The 14,153-nt window shown below is 38.7% G+C and carries 16 protein-coding genes and 1 tRNA gene; 16 read left to right on the plus strand and 1 reads right to left on the minus strand.

Annotated elements, in window-relative coordinates; genetic code table 11:
* The first annotated feature begins 1 nt into the window (after position 1).
* The 15 genes from ACHUE4_RS08050 to ACHUE4_RS08120 all read left to right on the plus strand — a co-directional run bounded on the left by ACHUE4_RS08050 (position 2) and on the right by ACHUE4_RS08120 (position 13,100).
* Positions 2-1,186, plus strand: coding sequence for an ATP phosphoribosyltransferase regulatory subunit (locus ACHUE4_RS08050; RefSeq protein ID WP_394188851.1), 1,185 nt, complete (start codon positions 2-4; stop codon positions 1,184-1,186).
* The gene (gene hisG / locus ACHUE4_RS08055) at positions 1,179-1,802 is read left to right on the plus strand and encodes an ATP phosphoribosyltransferase (RefSeq protein ID WP_394188852.1); all 624 of its coding nucleotides are present in this window, start codon (positions 1,179-1,181) and stop codon (positions 1,800-1,802) included. The genes ACHUE4_RS08050 and hisG overlap by 8 nt, the downstream gene beginning before the upstream one ends.
* A 12-nt stretch (positions 1,803-1,814) precedes the next feature.
* Positions 1,815-3,101, plus strand: a complete 1,287-nt coding sequence (gene hisD, locus ACHUE4_RS08060; RefSeq protein ID WP_394188853.1) for a histidinol dehydrogenase — start codon at positions 1,815-1,817, stop codon at positions 3,099-3,101.
* Positions 3,098-3,688, plus strand: a complete 591-nt coding sequence (gene hisB, locus ACHUE4_RS08065) for an imidazoleglycerol-phosphate dehydratase HisB (protein WP_394188854.1) — start codon at positions 3,098-3,100, stop codon at positions 3,686-3,688. Before hisD ends, hisB begins: the two co-directional genes overlap by 4 nt.
* Complete coding sequence (gene hisH / locus ACHUE4_RS08070; RefSeq protein WP_394188855.1) at positions 3,685-4,338, plus strand: imidazole glycerol phosphate synthase subunit HisH; 654 nt, start codon at positions 3,685-3,687, stop codon at positions 4,336-4,338. The genes hisB and hisH overlap by 4 nt, the downstream gene beginning before the upstream one ends.
* Positions 4,335-5,078 (plus strand): 1-(5-phosphoribosyl)-5-[(5-phosphoribosylamino)methylideneamino]imidazole-4-carboxamide isomerase, encoded by a 744-nt coding sequence (hisA, locus tag ACHUE4_RS08075; protein ID WP_394188856.1) that lies wholly within the window; start codon positions 4,335-4,337, stop codon positions 5,076-5,078. Before hisH ends, hisA begins: the two co-directional genes overlap by 4 nt.
* Positions 5,072-5,830 carry an imidazole glycerol phosphate synthase subunit HisF gene (hisF, locus tag ACHUE4_RS08080; RefSeq protein ID WP_394188857.1) on the plus strand — a complete coding sequence of 253 codons (759 nt, stop codon included), beginning with the start codon at positions 5,072-5,074 and terminating at the stop codon, positions 5,828-5,830. Before hisA ends, hisF begins: the two co-directional genes overlap by 7 nt.
* Entirely contained in the window at positions 5,827-6,459 is a 633-nt protein-coding gene (gene hisIE / locus ACHUE4_RS08085; RefSeq protein ID WP_394188858.1) for a bifunctional phosphoribosyl-AMP cyclohydrolase/phosphoribosyl-ATP diphosphatase HisIE, read from the plus strand. Before hisF ends, hisIE begins: the two co-directional genes overlap by 4 nt.
* A 77-nt stretch (positions 6,460-6,536) precedes the next feature.
* Positions 6,537-8,063 carry a tetratricopeptide repeat protein gene (locus tag ACHUE4_RS08090; RefSeq protein WP_394188859.1) on the plus strand — a complete coding sequence of 509 codons (1,527 nt, stop codon included), beginning with the start codon at positions 6,537-6,539 and terminating at the stop codon, positions 8,061-8,063.
* Between the two features lie 73 nt (positions 8,064-8,136).
* Positions 8,137-9,087 (plus strand): thioredoxin-disulfide reductase, encoded by a 951-nt coding sequence (trxB, locus tag ACHUE4_RS08095; protein WP_394188860.1) that lies wholly within the window; start codon positions 8,137-8,139, stop codon positions 9,085-9,087.
* Between the two features lie 341 nt (positions 9,088-9,428).
* Positions 9,429-9,905, plus strand: coding sequence for an NUDIX hydrolase (locus tag ACHUE4_RS08100; protein ID WP_394188861.1), 477 nt, complete (start codon positions 9,429-9,431; stop codon positions 9,903-9,905).
* Positions 9,905-10,789, plus strand: coding sequence for an RNase adapter RapZ (rapZ, locus tag ACHUE4_RS08105; RefSeq protein ID WP_394188862.1), 885 nt, complete (start codon positions 9,905-9,907; stop codon positions 10,787-10,789). The genes ACHUE4_RS08100 and rapZ overlap by 1 nt, the downstream gene beginning before the upstream one ends.
* A gap of 4 nt (positions 10,790-10,793) precedes the next feature.
* On the plus strand, positions 10,794-11,783 hold the full coding sequence (locus ACHUE4_RS08110; protein WP_394188863.1) for a gluconeogenesis factor YvcK family protein: 990 nt from the start codon (positions 10,794-10,796) through the stop codon (positions 11,781-11,783).
* 28 nt (positions 11,784-11,811) lie between these two features.
* Positions 11,812-12,765: a DNA-binding protein WhiA gene (gene whiA, locus ACHUE4_RS08115; protein ID WP_394188864.1), complete on the plus strand. Its 954-nt coding sequence runs from the start codon at positions 11,812-11,814 to the stop codon at positions 12,763-12,765.
* A 77-nt stretch (positions 12,766-12,842) separates the two neighbouring features.
* Positions 12,843-13,100: an HPr family phosphocarrier protein gene (locus ACHUE4_RS08120; protein WP_394188865.1), complete on the plus strand. Its 258-nt coding sequence runs from the start codon at positions 12,843-12,845 to the stop codon at positions 13,098-13,100.
* 85 nt (positions 13,101-13,185) lie between these two features.
* On the opposite strand, the gene ACHUE4_RS08125 is transcribed toward ACHUE4_RS08120, so the two are convergent.
* Positions 13,186-13,257 (minus strand) — tRNA-Arg (locus ACHUE4_RS08125).
* Positions 13,258-13,426: 169 nt separating this feature from the next.
* Between ACHUE4_RS08125 and clpP the strand changes: the two genes are divergently transcribed.
* Positions 13,427-14,020 (plus strand): ATP-dependent Clp endopeptidase proteolytic subunit ClpP, encoded by a 594-nt coding sequence (clpP, locus tag ACHUE4_RS08130; RefSeq protein WP_394188866.1) that lies wholly within the window; start codon positions 13,427-13,429, stop codon positions 14,018-14,020.
* The last annotated feature ends 133 nt before the right edge of the window (positions 14,021-14,153 follow it).

The following is a 14,153-nucleotide window of genomic DNA, read 5'->3' on the forward strand; positions in this document are numbered from 1 at the left end:
CATGACACCGATACGAAAATTCGAAAAACCGCTAGGAATGAGAGATTCATTCCCTTTAATAAATGAACAAAAAGAAAGAGTACGTGATATAGGAAGAACCTTTTTCCAGTCAAGAGGTTTTGATTTTATCAAAACACCAACAGTTGAATATTACGAAACAATCGGAAAGGCATCAGCAATTAGCGATTCATCGTTATTTAAGTTAGTGGATCGTCAAGGAGAAACATTGGTCCTTCGACCAGATATGACAACGCCAATTGTAAGAGTCGCAACATCCAAATTACTAAGAGAGCAGATCCCATTACGACTCGCTTACTTTGCTAATGTCTTTCGCGCGCAAGAGCATGAGGGGGGAAGACCGGCTGAATTTGAACAGATGGGTGTAGAACTCATTGGTGATTCATCGGTTTATGCAGATGCTGAAATGATTTTAACAGCTGCAGACTTTGTCAGTGAGTTAGGGGTTCAAAATTACCGATTAACGGTTGGACACGCGGGCTTATTGCATTCCATTTTAACGGAACTCACGCATTCAGAAGAACAAGTGAAAGAGTTACGCAATTTACTTGTGAATAAAAATCTAGTCGGATTTGAAGAACATATAAACAACTATGATTTAACTGAAGAAGCGAAAGAATACTTTTTCGAATTTCTGACACAAGCGTCGAATATGCAATCGATTGAACAGCTCCGTCCTTATATAGATGAAGCAAATCTTAACCAAGTTGAAATGTATACGTATTTAAATGAATTATCATTATTACTCGAGCAAGCCGGACTTTCTGAGAAAGTGACCTATGATTTAACGTTAACCAGTGAAATGAGCTATTATTCGGGCATGCTTTTCGAAGTGTTTGCGAGTGGATCTGGTTTTGCGATAGGTAATGGGGGGCGCTATGACGGTTTATTGAAAGAATTCAATTCACCTGTTGGTGCCACAGGATTTGGTTTGCGTGTGGATCGCTTACTTGAAGTGTTGATTCCGACAAAAAATACAACCATACATGCACTCATATTCTTTGACAACCATCATTATCTAGAGGCGATTCAAAAAGCGAAAGCATTGAGAGATGAAGGTATTCGGACAACCCTTCAGTTTGTTGAAAGCGTGGAAGATAAACAAGCACTTCAAGAACATTTCAGCCAAGTAATATGGTTGGTAGAAGGAGATAACCCTAATGAGTGAATTAACCATTGCCATGCCAAAAGGTCGGATTTTTGAAGAAGCGTATGTTCTGCTCCAAAAAGCAGGGTTTCAACTTCCTGACGATTTAGAAGAATCTAGAAAATTAATAGTTGAGGCTCCTGGAGAAAATATCCGATTTATATTAGCAAAACCGATGGATGTTCCGATTTATGTAGAACATGGGGTTGCAGATATAGGAATTGCGGGTAAAGATGTATTACTTGAACAAAAACGTATTGTACATGAACTATTGGATTTGAAAATTAGTCAGTGTTATATAGCAACTGCCGGTCTTCCAAACACATCAATGAACGAAATTGCGCCACGTGTAGCAACCAAGTATCCAGAGATTGCTTCTACTTTTTATAAAGAAAAAGGGGAGCAAGTTGAAATCATTGGGTTAAATGGATCGATTGAATTAGCACCAATGATCGGGTTAGCTGATCGTATTGTCGATATTGTATCAACAGGTCGTACGTTAAAAGAAAATGGTCTTGTTGAATATGAACATATCGTCGATGTCACATCGAGACTTATTGCAAATCCAGTGAGTTATCGTTTAAAAAGTGAGCGTATTCGAGATATGGTGAAACGGTTAAAAGAGTCAATGAAGTAGGGAGTGGAAGAAATGAAAATCGTTTCATTAACAAAAAATATTTCTTTGAGACGGCCTTTAGAGATGGGGAATATGGAGCAGCTAAAAACCGTCAAAGGTGTATTGGCTGATGTTCAAAGTCGAGGAGACGAGGCAATAGCTGAATACAGTGAGAAGTGGGATGGTGTGAAATTGGAGAAGTTGCGTGTCTCACAAGATGAAATAAACAATGCCAAAAAGCATTTTGATGCGGTTTTACTAAAGGATTTAACAGAAGCTGCAGCTAATATTCGTCTTTTCCATGAACAACAAAAGCGTTCTTCTTATGAAGTGGATGTGAACCATGGTTCTTTTATTGGTCAGCGCATTAATCCTTTAGATGCCGTAGGCTTGTATGTTCCTGGTGGTTCAGCCGCGTATCCTTCATCCGTCTTAATGAATGTTATACCTGCTCAAGTAGCTGGAGTGAAACGAATTGTCATTGTCTCTCCTCCAAACAACCAAGGTATTTTACCTGATGCTGTTTTAGTAGCGGCATCTATACTTGGGATAGATGAGATTTATAAAATCGGTGGCGCGCAAGCCATTGCAGCGCTTGCCTATGGAACAGAAACCATCAAGCCTGTTGATAAAATAACGGGTCCAGGAAATGTGTTTGTGGCTCTTGCTAAGCGTGAAGTATTTGGTGAAGTTGCAATCGATATGATTGCTGGACCAAGTGAAATAGCCATCATTGCGGATGAAACAGCTTACGCTGATGAAGTAGCAGCGGACTTATTGTCTCAAGCGGAACACGATCCGATGGCCTGTCCTATTTTACTAACCACGAGTGAATTTTTTGCTTCAGAAGTTGCACAAGAAGTTGAAAGACAGCTAAGGACATTACCGCGTGAAGATATTGCGCGCGCTTCTATAGAGAATTTCGGATGTATCTATATTGCCGAGTCGATGTCACAAATTGTGGAAGCAGTCAATCAGTTAGCTCCAGAACATTTAGAAATCATGACGACTGAACCGCATGATGTCGCAGTTCGAATCCGTCATGCTGGGGCTATTTTTATTGGCCGATACAGCTCTGAACCAATTGGTGATTACTTTGCGGGAACGAATCATGTGTTGCCGACAAATAGTACGGCTCGATTTTCGAGTCCGTTGTCGGTTGACGATTTCATTAAAAAAACAAGCATTATTTACTATACAAAAGAGACGTGGCAACAACATGTGGACAAAATTGCGAGACTAGCAAGAATGGAAGGTTTAGAAGCACATGCGAGAGCCGTCGAATCTAGAAGATGGGATAAAGGAGTGGATCAATCATGACGAGAGAAGCAACCATAAATCGAAAAACAAATGAAACTCAAGTGAAAGTTTCACTAAACTTAGATGGTGAAGGACAAGCGAAAATTGACACTGGCGTTCCTTTCATGGATCATATGCTTGATCTTTTTGTAAAACACGGGTTGTTTAACGCGACGATTGAAGCCTCAGGGGATACACATATTGATGATCATCATACAACAGAGGATATTGGAATCGTGTTGGGTCAAGTGATGAAAGAAGCTTTAGGAGATAAAAAAGGAATACGCCGCTATGGTAATGCATTTGTGCCGATGGATGATGCTTTAGCACAAGTCGTAATTGATTGTTCCAATCGTCCACACTTAGAATTTCGTGCTACTTTCCCAACTCAAAAGGTAGGTAATTTTGATACGGAATTAGTTCATGAATTTTTATGGAAGTTTGCACTAGAAGCTCGTATGAATGTTCACGTTATCGTTCACTATGGTCATAATACACATCACATGATTGAAGCAATCTTCAAAGCGCTTGCAAGAGCACTTGATGAAGCGGTAACGATAGACGAGAGAGTGAAAGGCGTTCCATCCACAAAAGGGCTATTAACATGAAGATTGGTGTAATCGATTATGGAATGGGCAATTTATATAGTGTCGAACAAGCTTTATTGCGTTTAGGTTGTGACGTTACGATTACGTCTGACCGAGATGTGTTAGATAAAATGGACGGTTATTTACTGCCAGGTGTTGGCGCATTTCCAGATGCCATGGAGAGATTAAATGAACTTGGCTTAGCGGATTATATCAAAGGATTGGCAACGTTAAATAAACCATTGTTAGGCATTTGTTTAGGAATGCAGCTTTTATATGAACAGAGTAATGAAAATGGGACTACAAAAGGATTAAACCTTTTAAAGGGTGAGATTAAACGGTTTGATGAATTAGACTCTCAGCAAAAAAAAATTAGGATTCCTCATATGGGATGGAATCCTTTGTCTTTTGTAACCCAGCCCGACTGGTTGCATGACTTAGCAAAAGAAGAGTCCACGCATGTGTATTTTGTCCACTCGTATTTAGCGCAAAACACGAAGCAAAGCGAAGTGCTGGCAAGTGCGACTTACGCGGGACAGTTTGTTCCAGGACTTGTGCAAAAAGATGCCATTATGGGTATGCAATTCCACCCAGAGAAATCCGGACCATTCGGTAAATATTTGCTTGCAGAGTGGGTTCGATACGTAAAGGAAAGGAGTGCGTCAAAATGAGTGCACTTGAACTATATCCTGCAATCGATATGCGCGGCGGAAAATGCGTACGTTTATATAAAGGTGATTACAATCAAGAAACGATTTATGCAGATTCACCATTTGAGATGGCTAAAACATTCGCAAGTCAAGGTGCAAAGTGGATTCATATGGTCGATTTAGATGGGGCAAGAGATGGCAAACGAATCCACGATGAAGATGTGATACGAGCTGCTACAGAATTAGGTGTAAATGTGCAAATTGGTGGCGGTATACGCTCTGAAGATGATGTGAAACATTACCTTGACCGTGGAGTAGCACGAGTCATCATTGGAAGTCTTGCGATACAACAACCTGAATTAGCAGCATCTTTTATTGAAAAATTCGGTCCAGACAAAATTGTCATAGGGATTGATGCTAAAGATGGGATGGTCGCAACTCACGGTTGGATTGAGACTTCTTCTAAGTCAGCAATTGAAGTAGGTCAGTATTTTGCTGAACGTGGGGCAAAAACGTTCATTTTTACGGATATTGCAACGGACGGAACATTAATGGGACCTAATCTATTAGCAAATGAACTTCTCGCTGAAGCAACAGGTGCTGAAGTGATTGTTTCGGGTGGAATTAGCTCACTTGCTGACGTGAAGGCAGTTTCTCATGTTTCTAAAAATTCTACGATTAATGGTGTAATTATCGGAAAAGCCATTTATGAAAATCGCTTTACTTTGTCTGAGGCATTATCAGAGGTGTCAACATGTTAACGAAACGTATTATTCCTTGTTTAGATGTCAAAGAAGGCCGCGTCGTCAAAGGCATTCAATTCGTTTCACTGCGTGACGCGGGAGATCCGGTTGAGTTAGCTAAGTTTTATGACGAACAAGGCGCAGACGAACTGGTTTTTTTAGATATTTCAGCTTCTCATGAAGGAAAAGAAACGATGATTGATGTTGTTAGACAAACCGCAAAAGAACTAGCGATTCCTTTTACAGTTGGTGGGGGTATTCGCACCTTAGAAGACATGAAAAACATGCTTCGTGCAGGGGCAGACAAAGTATCTGTGAACACCTCAGCGATTGAACGTCCTGAACTAATTTCTGAAGGTGCAGCATTCTTTGGATCGCAATGCATCGTAGTTGCGATTGATGCCAAATGGTCTGACGCGGATAACACCTGGATGGTTTATACACATGGAGGACGCAAGAGAACTGAACTCACGGCAGTGGGCTGGGCTACAGAAGCGACTCGTTTAGGTGCGGGAGAGATTTTATTAACTTCGATGAATCAAGATGGTGAGAAAAAAGGCTTTGACTTAGCTTTGACGAAGGCAGTACGTGAAGCGGTTTCTGTTCCTGTTATTGCTAGTGGAGGAGCGGGTAACGCAGTCCATTTTTATGATGTATTTACTGAGGTTGATGTTGACGCTGCTCTAGCAGCTTCAATTTTTCATTATAAAGAAACGAGTGTTCAAGAAGTGAAAAACTTTTTAAAAGAGAAAGGTGTGTCTGTTAGATGACTGAATTCAACATGCAATCGATACAATTTAACGAGCAAGGACTTGTTCCAGTAGTCGTTCAACATGCACAAACAAAAGAAGTCTTAACTGTTGCTTATATGAACCAAGAGTCCTTAGAAAAAACAATTGCTACAAAGGAAACTTGGTTTTACAGCCGTTCGCGAAAAGAGTTATGGAACAAAGGCGCGACTAGTGGGAATAAACAGCAAGTCATTTCAATACGCACAGATTGTGATCAAGATGCATTAGTTGTAGAGGTGATACCTAATGGACCGGCATGTCATACAGGAGAAACAACTTGTTTCCATAAAGATGTCTTAACACCCGATGAAAAAGTAGGAAGCTTTGGCATTTTAGCGGATTTAGTTAATGTGATTCAAGAGCGTGAAAAAACAATGCCTGAAGGTGCCTATACGACTTATTTGTTTGAAAAAGGTGTCGATAAAATCGGGAAGAAAATAGGAGAAGAAGCAACTGAAGTGGTGATTGCAGCTAAAAATAGAGATGCGCAAGAATTGCAATGGGAAGCCGCGGATTTGCTTTATCACTTATTGGTTTTACTTCAAGAACAAAAAGTAGATTTGTATGAAGTGCTGGAAGTTTTACAAAAACGCCATGAGAGTAAATAATTGTCTAATGTGCTATAATAGCAAGATACTGAAAAGGGACTGAATAAGTTCCTTTTCATTTTTTCGGAGGCATTTATTTGGAGAACAAGCGTAAAAAACCTATAAAAGAAAATGTAGTGTCGTTTATTCCTACTGGCGAGTATTATTATCAAAAAGCGCTTCAAGCTCTCAATCGCGAGCAGTTTGATAAGGCGCATAAATATTTGAAAAGAGCAGCGGAACTCAGTCCTGATGATCCGCTTATTTTGATGCAATTTGCGATAGTTGAAATGGAACTGGAAAATTACGATTTGGCTTTAGAGTTGCTTCAAAGTGCTCATAGTTTAGATCCTAATGAAACAGAAATTATTTTCTTCTTAGCAGAAGTGTATGCTCATTTAGGCTTAATTGTTGAGGCTCGAAAATACGCTACTAAGTATACAGAGATGGATGTAAGTGGCGTATATGCTGAAGAAGCAATGGAAATCATTGATTTTGCAGAACAAGAAGATTGGCCACTTTTTGAAGACGATTCGATTGATAGTGATAACCTTTATATACAAGAAAAAGCTAGAAAAATGATGGAGCAAGGTAATTTCGACCAAGCGGTTGAAGTACTTGAAAAACTCATTGAAGAAAATCCGGAGTTTTGGGCAGCATATAATAATTTAGCGCTAGCTTATTTTTACATTGGTGAAGTCGATCAAGCAAAAGCTTTGTTGCACCAAGTATTAGAAGAAAATACAGGGAATTTACATGCGTTATGTAATTTAACCGTGGTTCACTATTATGAAAAAGATGAAGAAGAATTGAATCATTTACTTGCGATGCTAAGTAAAATACAACCGTATTTAATTGAACATCGATATAAGCTCGGGGCAACTTTCGCTTTAGTAGGTCGTTATAAAGATGCTTTTAAATGGTTGCGTTCTTTGCAGAAAAAAGGCTACGAGGGTGACCCCGGGTTTTATTTTTGGTTATCTCACTCTGCCTATTTTTCAGGGCACGAAGAGATTGCACGACAAACGTGGAAACTTCTAACTCAAATAGATCCAGATAAAGAAGGATTAGAGCCATGGTCAGGTCAAAAAGATGGGGATTCTCAAACTGGCATGGAGCACAATCGAGATTTCATTGTTGAAAAGCTTGAAAATGCTTATCGCAGTGAGCGGATGTTCGGTCTCTTTCTTCTTGGTAAAACATCACATAAGCAAGAAATTTTGTCCCATCCTGAATGGATTCGAGTAGAATCTTATTCTTCAATGGAAAAATGGTTACTGGCACATTCATTAGGTCATTCATTTGATAGCAAAAATGATAGCGAGCGTTCGTTTTTACGTGCGGTTGAAGCGACTGAATACATTTACGATAAATATCAGCCTGTTTCAATTGCAGGTTCATTTTTATTTCAAATGTGGTTCGTTTTAATGGAGCGTGCAATTGATAAAGAATATTCTTTTAAAAATCCAAATGCTTTAGCTGCTGCCGCAGATTATATGTTCCAATCGTCTAGAGGACAAGGAATTACGAAAAAAGCTGTCGCTGCAAATTATAATATTACATCTGCCACATTAACCAAATATGTAAATGAACTGATTCAGTTTTTACCATTATTTGATTCGTAAGCAAATAAGTTGAACGAAGGAATCGTTTTATATACGATTTGTTTAAGAACGATTGTTTTAGGAGGATTTTTAAATGACTGAAGAAAAAATTTATGATGTTGTCATTATTGGTGCAGGTCCAGCTGGTATGACAGCTGCTGTTTATACATCTCGTGGTAGTTTATCAACTCTAATGATTGAACGAGGAATTCCAGGCGGTCAAATGGCAAATACAGAAGAAGTAGAAAACTATCCTGGGTTTGAACATATTTTAGGACCTGAGCTTTCTACAAAAATGTTCGACCATGCAAAAAAATTCGGAGCTGAATATGCTTACGGTGATGTGCAAGAAATCATTGATGGCGAAGCTTATAAAACGATTAAAGCTGGCGGGAAAGAGTATAAAGCCCGCTCGATTATTATTACTACTGGCGCAGAATACAAAAAAATGGGCGTTCCAGGCGAAAAAGAACTGGGCGGACGTGGTGTAAGTTATTGTGCAGTATGTGATGGTGCGTTCTTCAGAAACAAAGAATTAGTCGTTGTAGGCGGCGGAGACTCTGCTGTTGAAGAAGGCGTATATTTAACACGTTTTGCTAGCAAAGTTACGATAGTACATCGTAGAGATGAGTTAAGAGCACAAAAGATTCTTCAAGAACGTGCTTTTGCCAACGATAAAATCGAATTCATTTGGAATTCTACTGTAAAAGAAATCAATGATGAAAACGGGAAAGTCGGCGGTGTAACATTAAAATCAACTGTTGATGATACTGAAACGGAATTCAAAGCGGATGGTGTATTTATTTACATCGGGATGCTTCCTTTAACAAAACCGTTTGCTGATTTGGGCATTTTAAATGAAGCCGGATATATTTTAACGAATGATCAAATGGAAACTTCGATTCCTGGTATTTTTGCAGCGGGTGACGTTCGTGAAAAAACATTACGTCAAATTGTCACTGCAACAGGAGACGGAAGCGTCGCTGCACAAGCTGCGCAACACTATATTGAAGAATTGCATGAAAAATTAAGTAAAGACGCTTAATTTAATCATTCCTTAATGCTGCTGTAATACCGTTGCAACAATAAAAGTGTATAGTCAAGATAGTAAATTGACCCCCTTTTTTAATAGCAACATTTTGACAGGCTGTTTCTCGATTTAAATCGAAGAAGCAGCCTCTTTTTTTGCCTGTTTAAGACACAGGCTGTTTCTTTCCCCTTGAAGTCTTCTCATTTTACTTCATCACTCCTATTTAACTTAGCTTCATATTTGGATCAATTCCTTATCCAATGACTTTACATATTGTAAAATTGATTTTTTGATATAAGTCCAATTAAAGTTGTATAATAGAATGAGTGAGTCTAGTTGGATTTGGAGTGTAAAATGTGCAACGAATAGCGAATTTAATCGTCCTAAAAGATAATCAAGTTTTATTATTAAAAAAGCCTCGTAGAGATTGGTATGTAGCGCCAGGTGGCAAAATGGAACAAGGTGAATCCATTTATTTGGCAGCAATTCGAGAATTCGAGGAAGAAACCAATACTCATCCTCATCAGCCTCATTTAAAAGGAATCTATACGATGATTATCCAAGAACAAGATGAAGTAATTGATGAGTGGATGTTGTTTACATTTGTTTCTCATGGTTTAGAAGGCACTCCTTATGAAACCACTAAGGAAGGCATACTTGAGTGGCATCCAGTCGAGAGTTTAGCTCATCTGCCAATGGCAGAAGGCGATCGAACAAATCTCCAATTTGCTGTAACGCAACAAGGAATTCAATATGGTACATTTGTCTATACGCCAGATTTTGAATTGTTAGATGAAAACATTCAGGCATCAAGTGAAGGGGAGTATCAATAATGGAAAAGAGCCAAACTCAAGATTCGGAATTGGTTATCATCACTGGTATGTCTGGAGCAGGAAAAACAGTTGCCATTCAAAGTTTCGAAGATTTAGGCTTTTTTTGTATCGATAATTTGCCTCCAGCTCTTCTAACAACTTTTTTAAAGTTGATGAAGGACTCTGGTAAAGATATGAACCGAATTGCCGCAGTAATGGATATGCGTGGTGGCGATTTATTTGATTCATTAATAGGTGCATTAGATGATATGGGGAAAACTGACTTAGTTACTCCTAAAATTTTATTTTTAGAAGCGAATAACGAGACGTTGGTACGTCGATATAAAGAAACAAGACGTTCTCACCCTTTAGCTCCGGCTGGATTGCCTCTGGAAGGAATAGCGAAAGAGCGATTGCTACTGTCTGAATTAAAAGGCCGTGCGCAATTTATATACAATACTTCTGATTTAAAACCGAAAGAATTAAGAGAAAAAATTCAAGAAGAATTTTCATCAAAAGACAACTCTACATTTACTGTAAATGTAATGTCATTTGGATTTAAACATGGAATGCCAATTGATGCGGATTTAGTATTTGATGTTCGTTTTTTACCAAATCCTTATTATATAGAAGAGCTTCGTCCTAAAACTGGATTGGATGCAGATGTGTCTGGATATGTTTTAAAATGGCCAGATACGCAGTTGCTAATAGAAAAATTAGCGGACTTGTTTTTATTCATGATTCCACAATATAAACGTGAAGGTAAGAGACAACTGGTGATCGCTTTTGGATGCACGGGGGGACAACATCGTTCCGTCACTTTAGCAGAACATTTTGCGGGTCTTTTCCAAAAAGACTACCAAACTGTTATTACTCATCGGGATATTAAGCATAGAAAGGGTTGATGGAATGGCACGTTCCAAACGCCGGAAACGGATTGTCATTATCGGTGGTGGGACGGGTCTTTCCACGTTATTACGAGGATTGAAAAAATTCCCCGTAGACTTAACTGCCATTGTGACTGTCGCAGATGACGGAGGTAGTTCAGGTAGGCTACGTGATGATTATGACATTCCTCCACCTGGAGATATACGTAAAGTAATGGCTGCACTTTCTGATGTAGAACCTTTAGTAGAAGAAATGTTCCAATACCGTTTTAGTTCTTCAAATGATTTAGGAGGACATTCGCTTGGAAATTTGATGTTAACGGCTTTAACGGATATTACAGGTGATTTTTCACATGCGATCCGAGAAATGAGTCGAGTATTAAATGTGAATGGAACAGTTCTACCTGCCGCAAACCAGCGAATCACTTTACATGCGGAGTTAGAGGACGGAACAATTGTTACGGGAGAATCTAAAATCCCCACATATAATCAACGCATTCATCGCGTGTTTTTATCTCCAAATGATGTGAAACCGCTTCCTGATACAATCCGAGCGATTGAAAGGGCGGATTTATTAATATTTGGACCGGGAAGTCTATATACGAGTATTTTGCCAAACCTAATGGTTGAAGGAATTCGCGACGCAATCTTAGCTTCCAAAGTACCGAATGTATACATTTGCAATTTAATGACACAAGCTGGAGAAACACATAACTATTCTGCAGCCGACCATGTTCGTGCTTTGATGTATCATATGGGTGCGCCATTTATTGATACAATCTTATTAAATACGGATGAAGTTCCACAGTCTGTGCAGCGCGTATATGAACAAGAACAATCAAAACCCGTAAGTTATGACGAAACTCGTTTAACACAAATGGGTATTAACGTAGTTAAAAAAGATATAGCAACAATTAGAGAAGGTGCGATTCGTCATGAAGCAACGAAAGTAGCAGAATGGCTCGTACAATATGCGGAAGAAAATGAAAGTATGCGAAATCAGCAAACCTAACATCTTCCTTCCGAAAGGGGGAGTTCCCATGTCATTTGCGTCAGAAACAAAAAAAGAATTAACTCAAGCAGCATCTACCCCTTGTTGTTCAAAGGCGGAGTTATCTGCACTAATACGTATGAACGGTTCCCTATCTTTTGCCAATAGAGCTTTAAGTCTGGATGTGCAAACTGAAAACGCAGCGATTGCGCGAAGACTCTATACACTGATGAAAGAATTGTATCCATATCAGGTGGAATTGCTAGTTCGTAAAAAAATGCGCTTAAAAAAGAATAACGTGTACATTTGCCGTGTTCGTGACGGTGCGAAGGCTTTGCTGGAGGATTTGAAAATTATTTCTGATGACTTTCAGTTCAATCATACGATTTCAAAAGAGTTAGTGAAAAAGAAATGTTGTAAACGTGCTTATTTAAGAGGTGCTTTTTTAGCTGGAGGATCTGTTAATAACCCCGAAACATCAGCTTATCACTTAGAAATTTACTCTTCTTATAAAGATCACAGCGAAGCATTAGTTGCTCTTATGAATGGCTTTGGACTTAATGCCAAAACGATTGAGCGTAAAAAAGGGTTTGTCACGTATTTAAAAGAAGCAGAAAAAATTTCTGATTTTTTAAGTATAACTGGTGCACATATGGCTTTATTGAAATTTGAAGATGTCCGTATCTTACGGGATATGAGAAACAGTGTAAACCGACTTGTTAATTGTGAAACGGCTAATTTGAATAAAACCATTAGTGCCGCTATTCGACAAGTCGACAATATACGATTTATTGATAATGTCATGGGAATTGATCAATTACCGGAGAAATTACGTGAAATCGCTCGTTTACGAGTGGAATATCAAGATGTCACCTTGAAAGAATTAGGTGAGATGGTTTCGACAGGTACAGTCAGTAAGTCTGGAATAAATCATAGATTGCGAAAGCTTGACGAGATTGCAGATGCACTTAGAAGTGGGACAAGTTTAGATAAAGTGAAATGATAGTTGTCTGAAACACATACATCAGCTAACATAGTAACAATATACGTACGGATTTTTGCTAAGGGGGAATTTAGAGAATGTTGGATCGACAAGTTGAAGTAACTTTAAAATCAGGACTACAAGCAAGGCAAGCTGCTCTTTTTGTTCAAGAAGCAAACCGCTACCAAGCGGATGTTTTTTTACAAAAAGATGATAAAAAAGTAAATGCTAAAAGTATTATGGGGATTATGAGCTTAGCGATAAGCAAAGGATCACAGGTTGTCATTAGTGCGGATGGTTCTGATGAAGAACAAGCCGTATCTGGATTAATTGCGATGATTCAAAAAGAAGATTGAACAATGAGGAATACGTTTGCATAGGTTAAGATAGAAAAAACAGCTTTCACCATTTAAGGTGAAAGCTGAATTTTTCTTCTGACAACGCCCTCGGCGAGGATCGAACTCACATTTTAAGCTTCGGAGGCTTACGTGCTATCCATTGCACCACGAGGGCAAGCGACTTTTCTATTATACAAATTAGCTATCAACAATTCAACTAGACATTTGAGAACGTTATATTTGACCATCCTTGACCATATTGTATATGATAAGGATATAGCTGAGAGGCAATCGTCATCTCAGGATATTAGAAAAAGAATTTACGTTTGAAGGAGGCAATTTCAATGAACTTAATTCCTACAGTTATTGAACAAACTAGTCGTGGAGAGCGTGCTTATGACATTTATTCACGTCTATTAAAAGACCGTGTCATTATGCTTGGAAGTGGAATAGATGATAATGTATCTAATGCCATCGTAGCTCAATTATTATTCTTGGAAGCAGAAGATCCAGAAAAAGACATTTCCATTTACATCAATAGCCCTGGTGGTAGTATCACGGCAGGTATGGCAATTTACGATGTTATGCAATTTATCAAACCAGACGTACAAACCGTTTGTATTGGTATGGCTGCATCTATGGGGGCATTCTTACTTGCAGCTGGAACAAAAGGTAAGCGTTATACTTTACCAAATGCAGAAGTAATGATTCACCAACCACTTGGTGGAGCACAAGGGCAAGCAACTGAAATTGAGATTGCTGCTAAACGCATTTTGTTCCTACGTGAAAAGTTAAATGGTATTTTATCTGAACGCACAGGTCAACCAATTGAAGTAATCGCGAAAGATACAGACCGTGATAACTTTATGACGGCAGAACGTGCGAAAGAATATGGTTTAGTAGACCATATTATTACACGTAGTGATTTGAAAAAATAATTTCCACTGACCCCACTAATCGAAAGACGATTAGTGGGGTTATTTAATTTAAAAAAGGTTCTATAATAAATGTTGGGGTAAGCACACAATTTAGCGCATGAAAAAAGCACGACATCATCCATATCTTATATAC

Origin of the sequence: Paenisporosarcina quisquiliarum (genome assembly GCF_043641925.1) — a bacterium.
Classification (GTDB): Bacteria; Bacillota; Bacilli; order Bacillales_A; family Planococcaceae; genus Paenisporosarcina; species Paenisporosarcina quisquiliarum_A.

Excerpts from the sequence above, each read along its gene's own strand:
- ACHUE4_RS08110 (WP_394188863.1), top strand. The coding sequence starts at position 10,794 with ATGGCACGTTCCAAACGCCGGAAACGGATTGTCATTATCGGTGGTGGG.
- ACHUE4_RS08120 (WP_394188865.1), top strand. The coding sequence starts at position 12,843 with ATGTTGGATCGACAAGTTGAAGTAACTTTAAAATCAGGACTACAAGCA.
- hisA (WP_394188856.1), top strand. The coding sequence starts at position 4,335 with ATGAGTGCACTTGAACTATATCCTGCAATCGATATGCGCGGCGGAAAA.
- hisH (WP_394188855.1), top strand. The coding sequence starts at position 3,685 with ATGAAGATTGGTGTAATCGATTATGGAATGGGCAATTTATATAGTGTC.
- rapZ (WP_394188862.1), top strand. The coding sequence starts at position 9,905 with ATGGAAAAGAGCCAAACTCAAGATTCGGAATTGGTTATCATCACTGGT.
- hisD (WP_394188853.1), top strand. The coding sequence starts at position 1,815 with ATGAAAATCGTTTCATTAACAAAAAATATTTCTTTGAGACGGCCTTTA.
- hisF (WP_394188857.1), top strand. The coding sequence starts at position 5,072 with ATGTTAACGAAACGTATTATTCCTTGTTTAGATGTCAAAGAAGGCCGC.
- hisG (WP_394188852.1), top strand. The coding sequence starts at position 1,179 with ATGAGTGAATTAACCATTGCCATGCCAAAAGGTCGGATTTTTGAAGAA.
- ACHUE4_RS08050 (WP_394188851.1), top strand. The coding sequence starts at position 2 with ATGACACCGATACGAAAATTCGAAAAACCGCTAGGAATGAGAGATTCA.
- clpP (WP_394188866.1), top strand. The coding sequence starts at position 13,427 with ATGAACTTAATTCCTACAGTTATTGAACAAACTAGTCGTGGAGAGCGT.
- whiA (WP_394188864.1), top strand. The coding sequence starts at position 11,812 with ATGTCATTTGCGTCAGAAACAAAAAAAGAATTAACTCAAGCAGCATCT.
- hisB (WP_394188854.1), top strand. The coding sequence starts at position 3,098 with ATGACGAGAGAAGCAACCATAAATCGAAAAACAAATGAAACTCAAGTG.
- trxB (WP_394188860.1), top strand. The coding sequence starts at position 8,137 with ATGACTGAAGAAAAAATTTATGATGTTGTCATTATTGGTGCAGGTCCA.
- hisIE (WP_394188858.1), top strand. The coding sequence starts at position 5,827 with ATGACTGAATTCAACATGCAATCGATACAATTTAACGAGCAAGGACTT.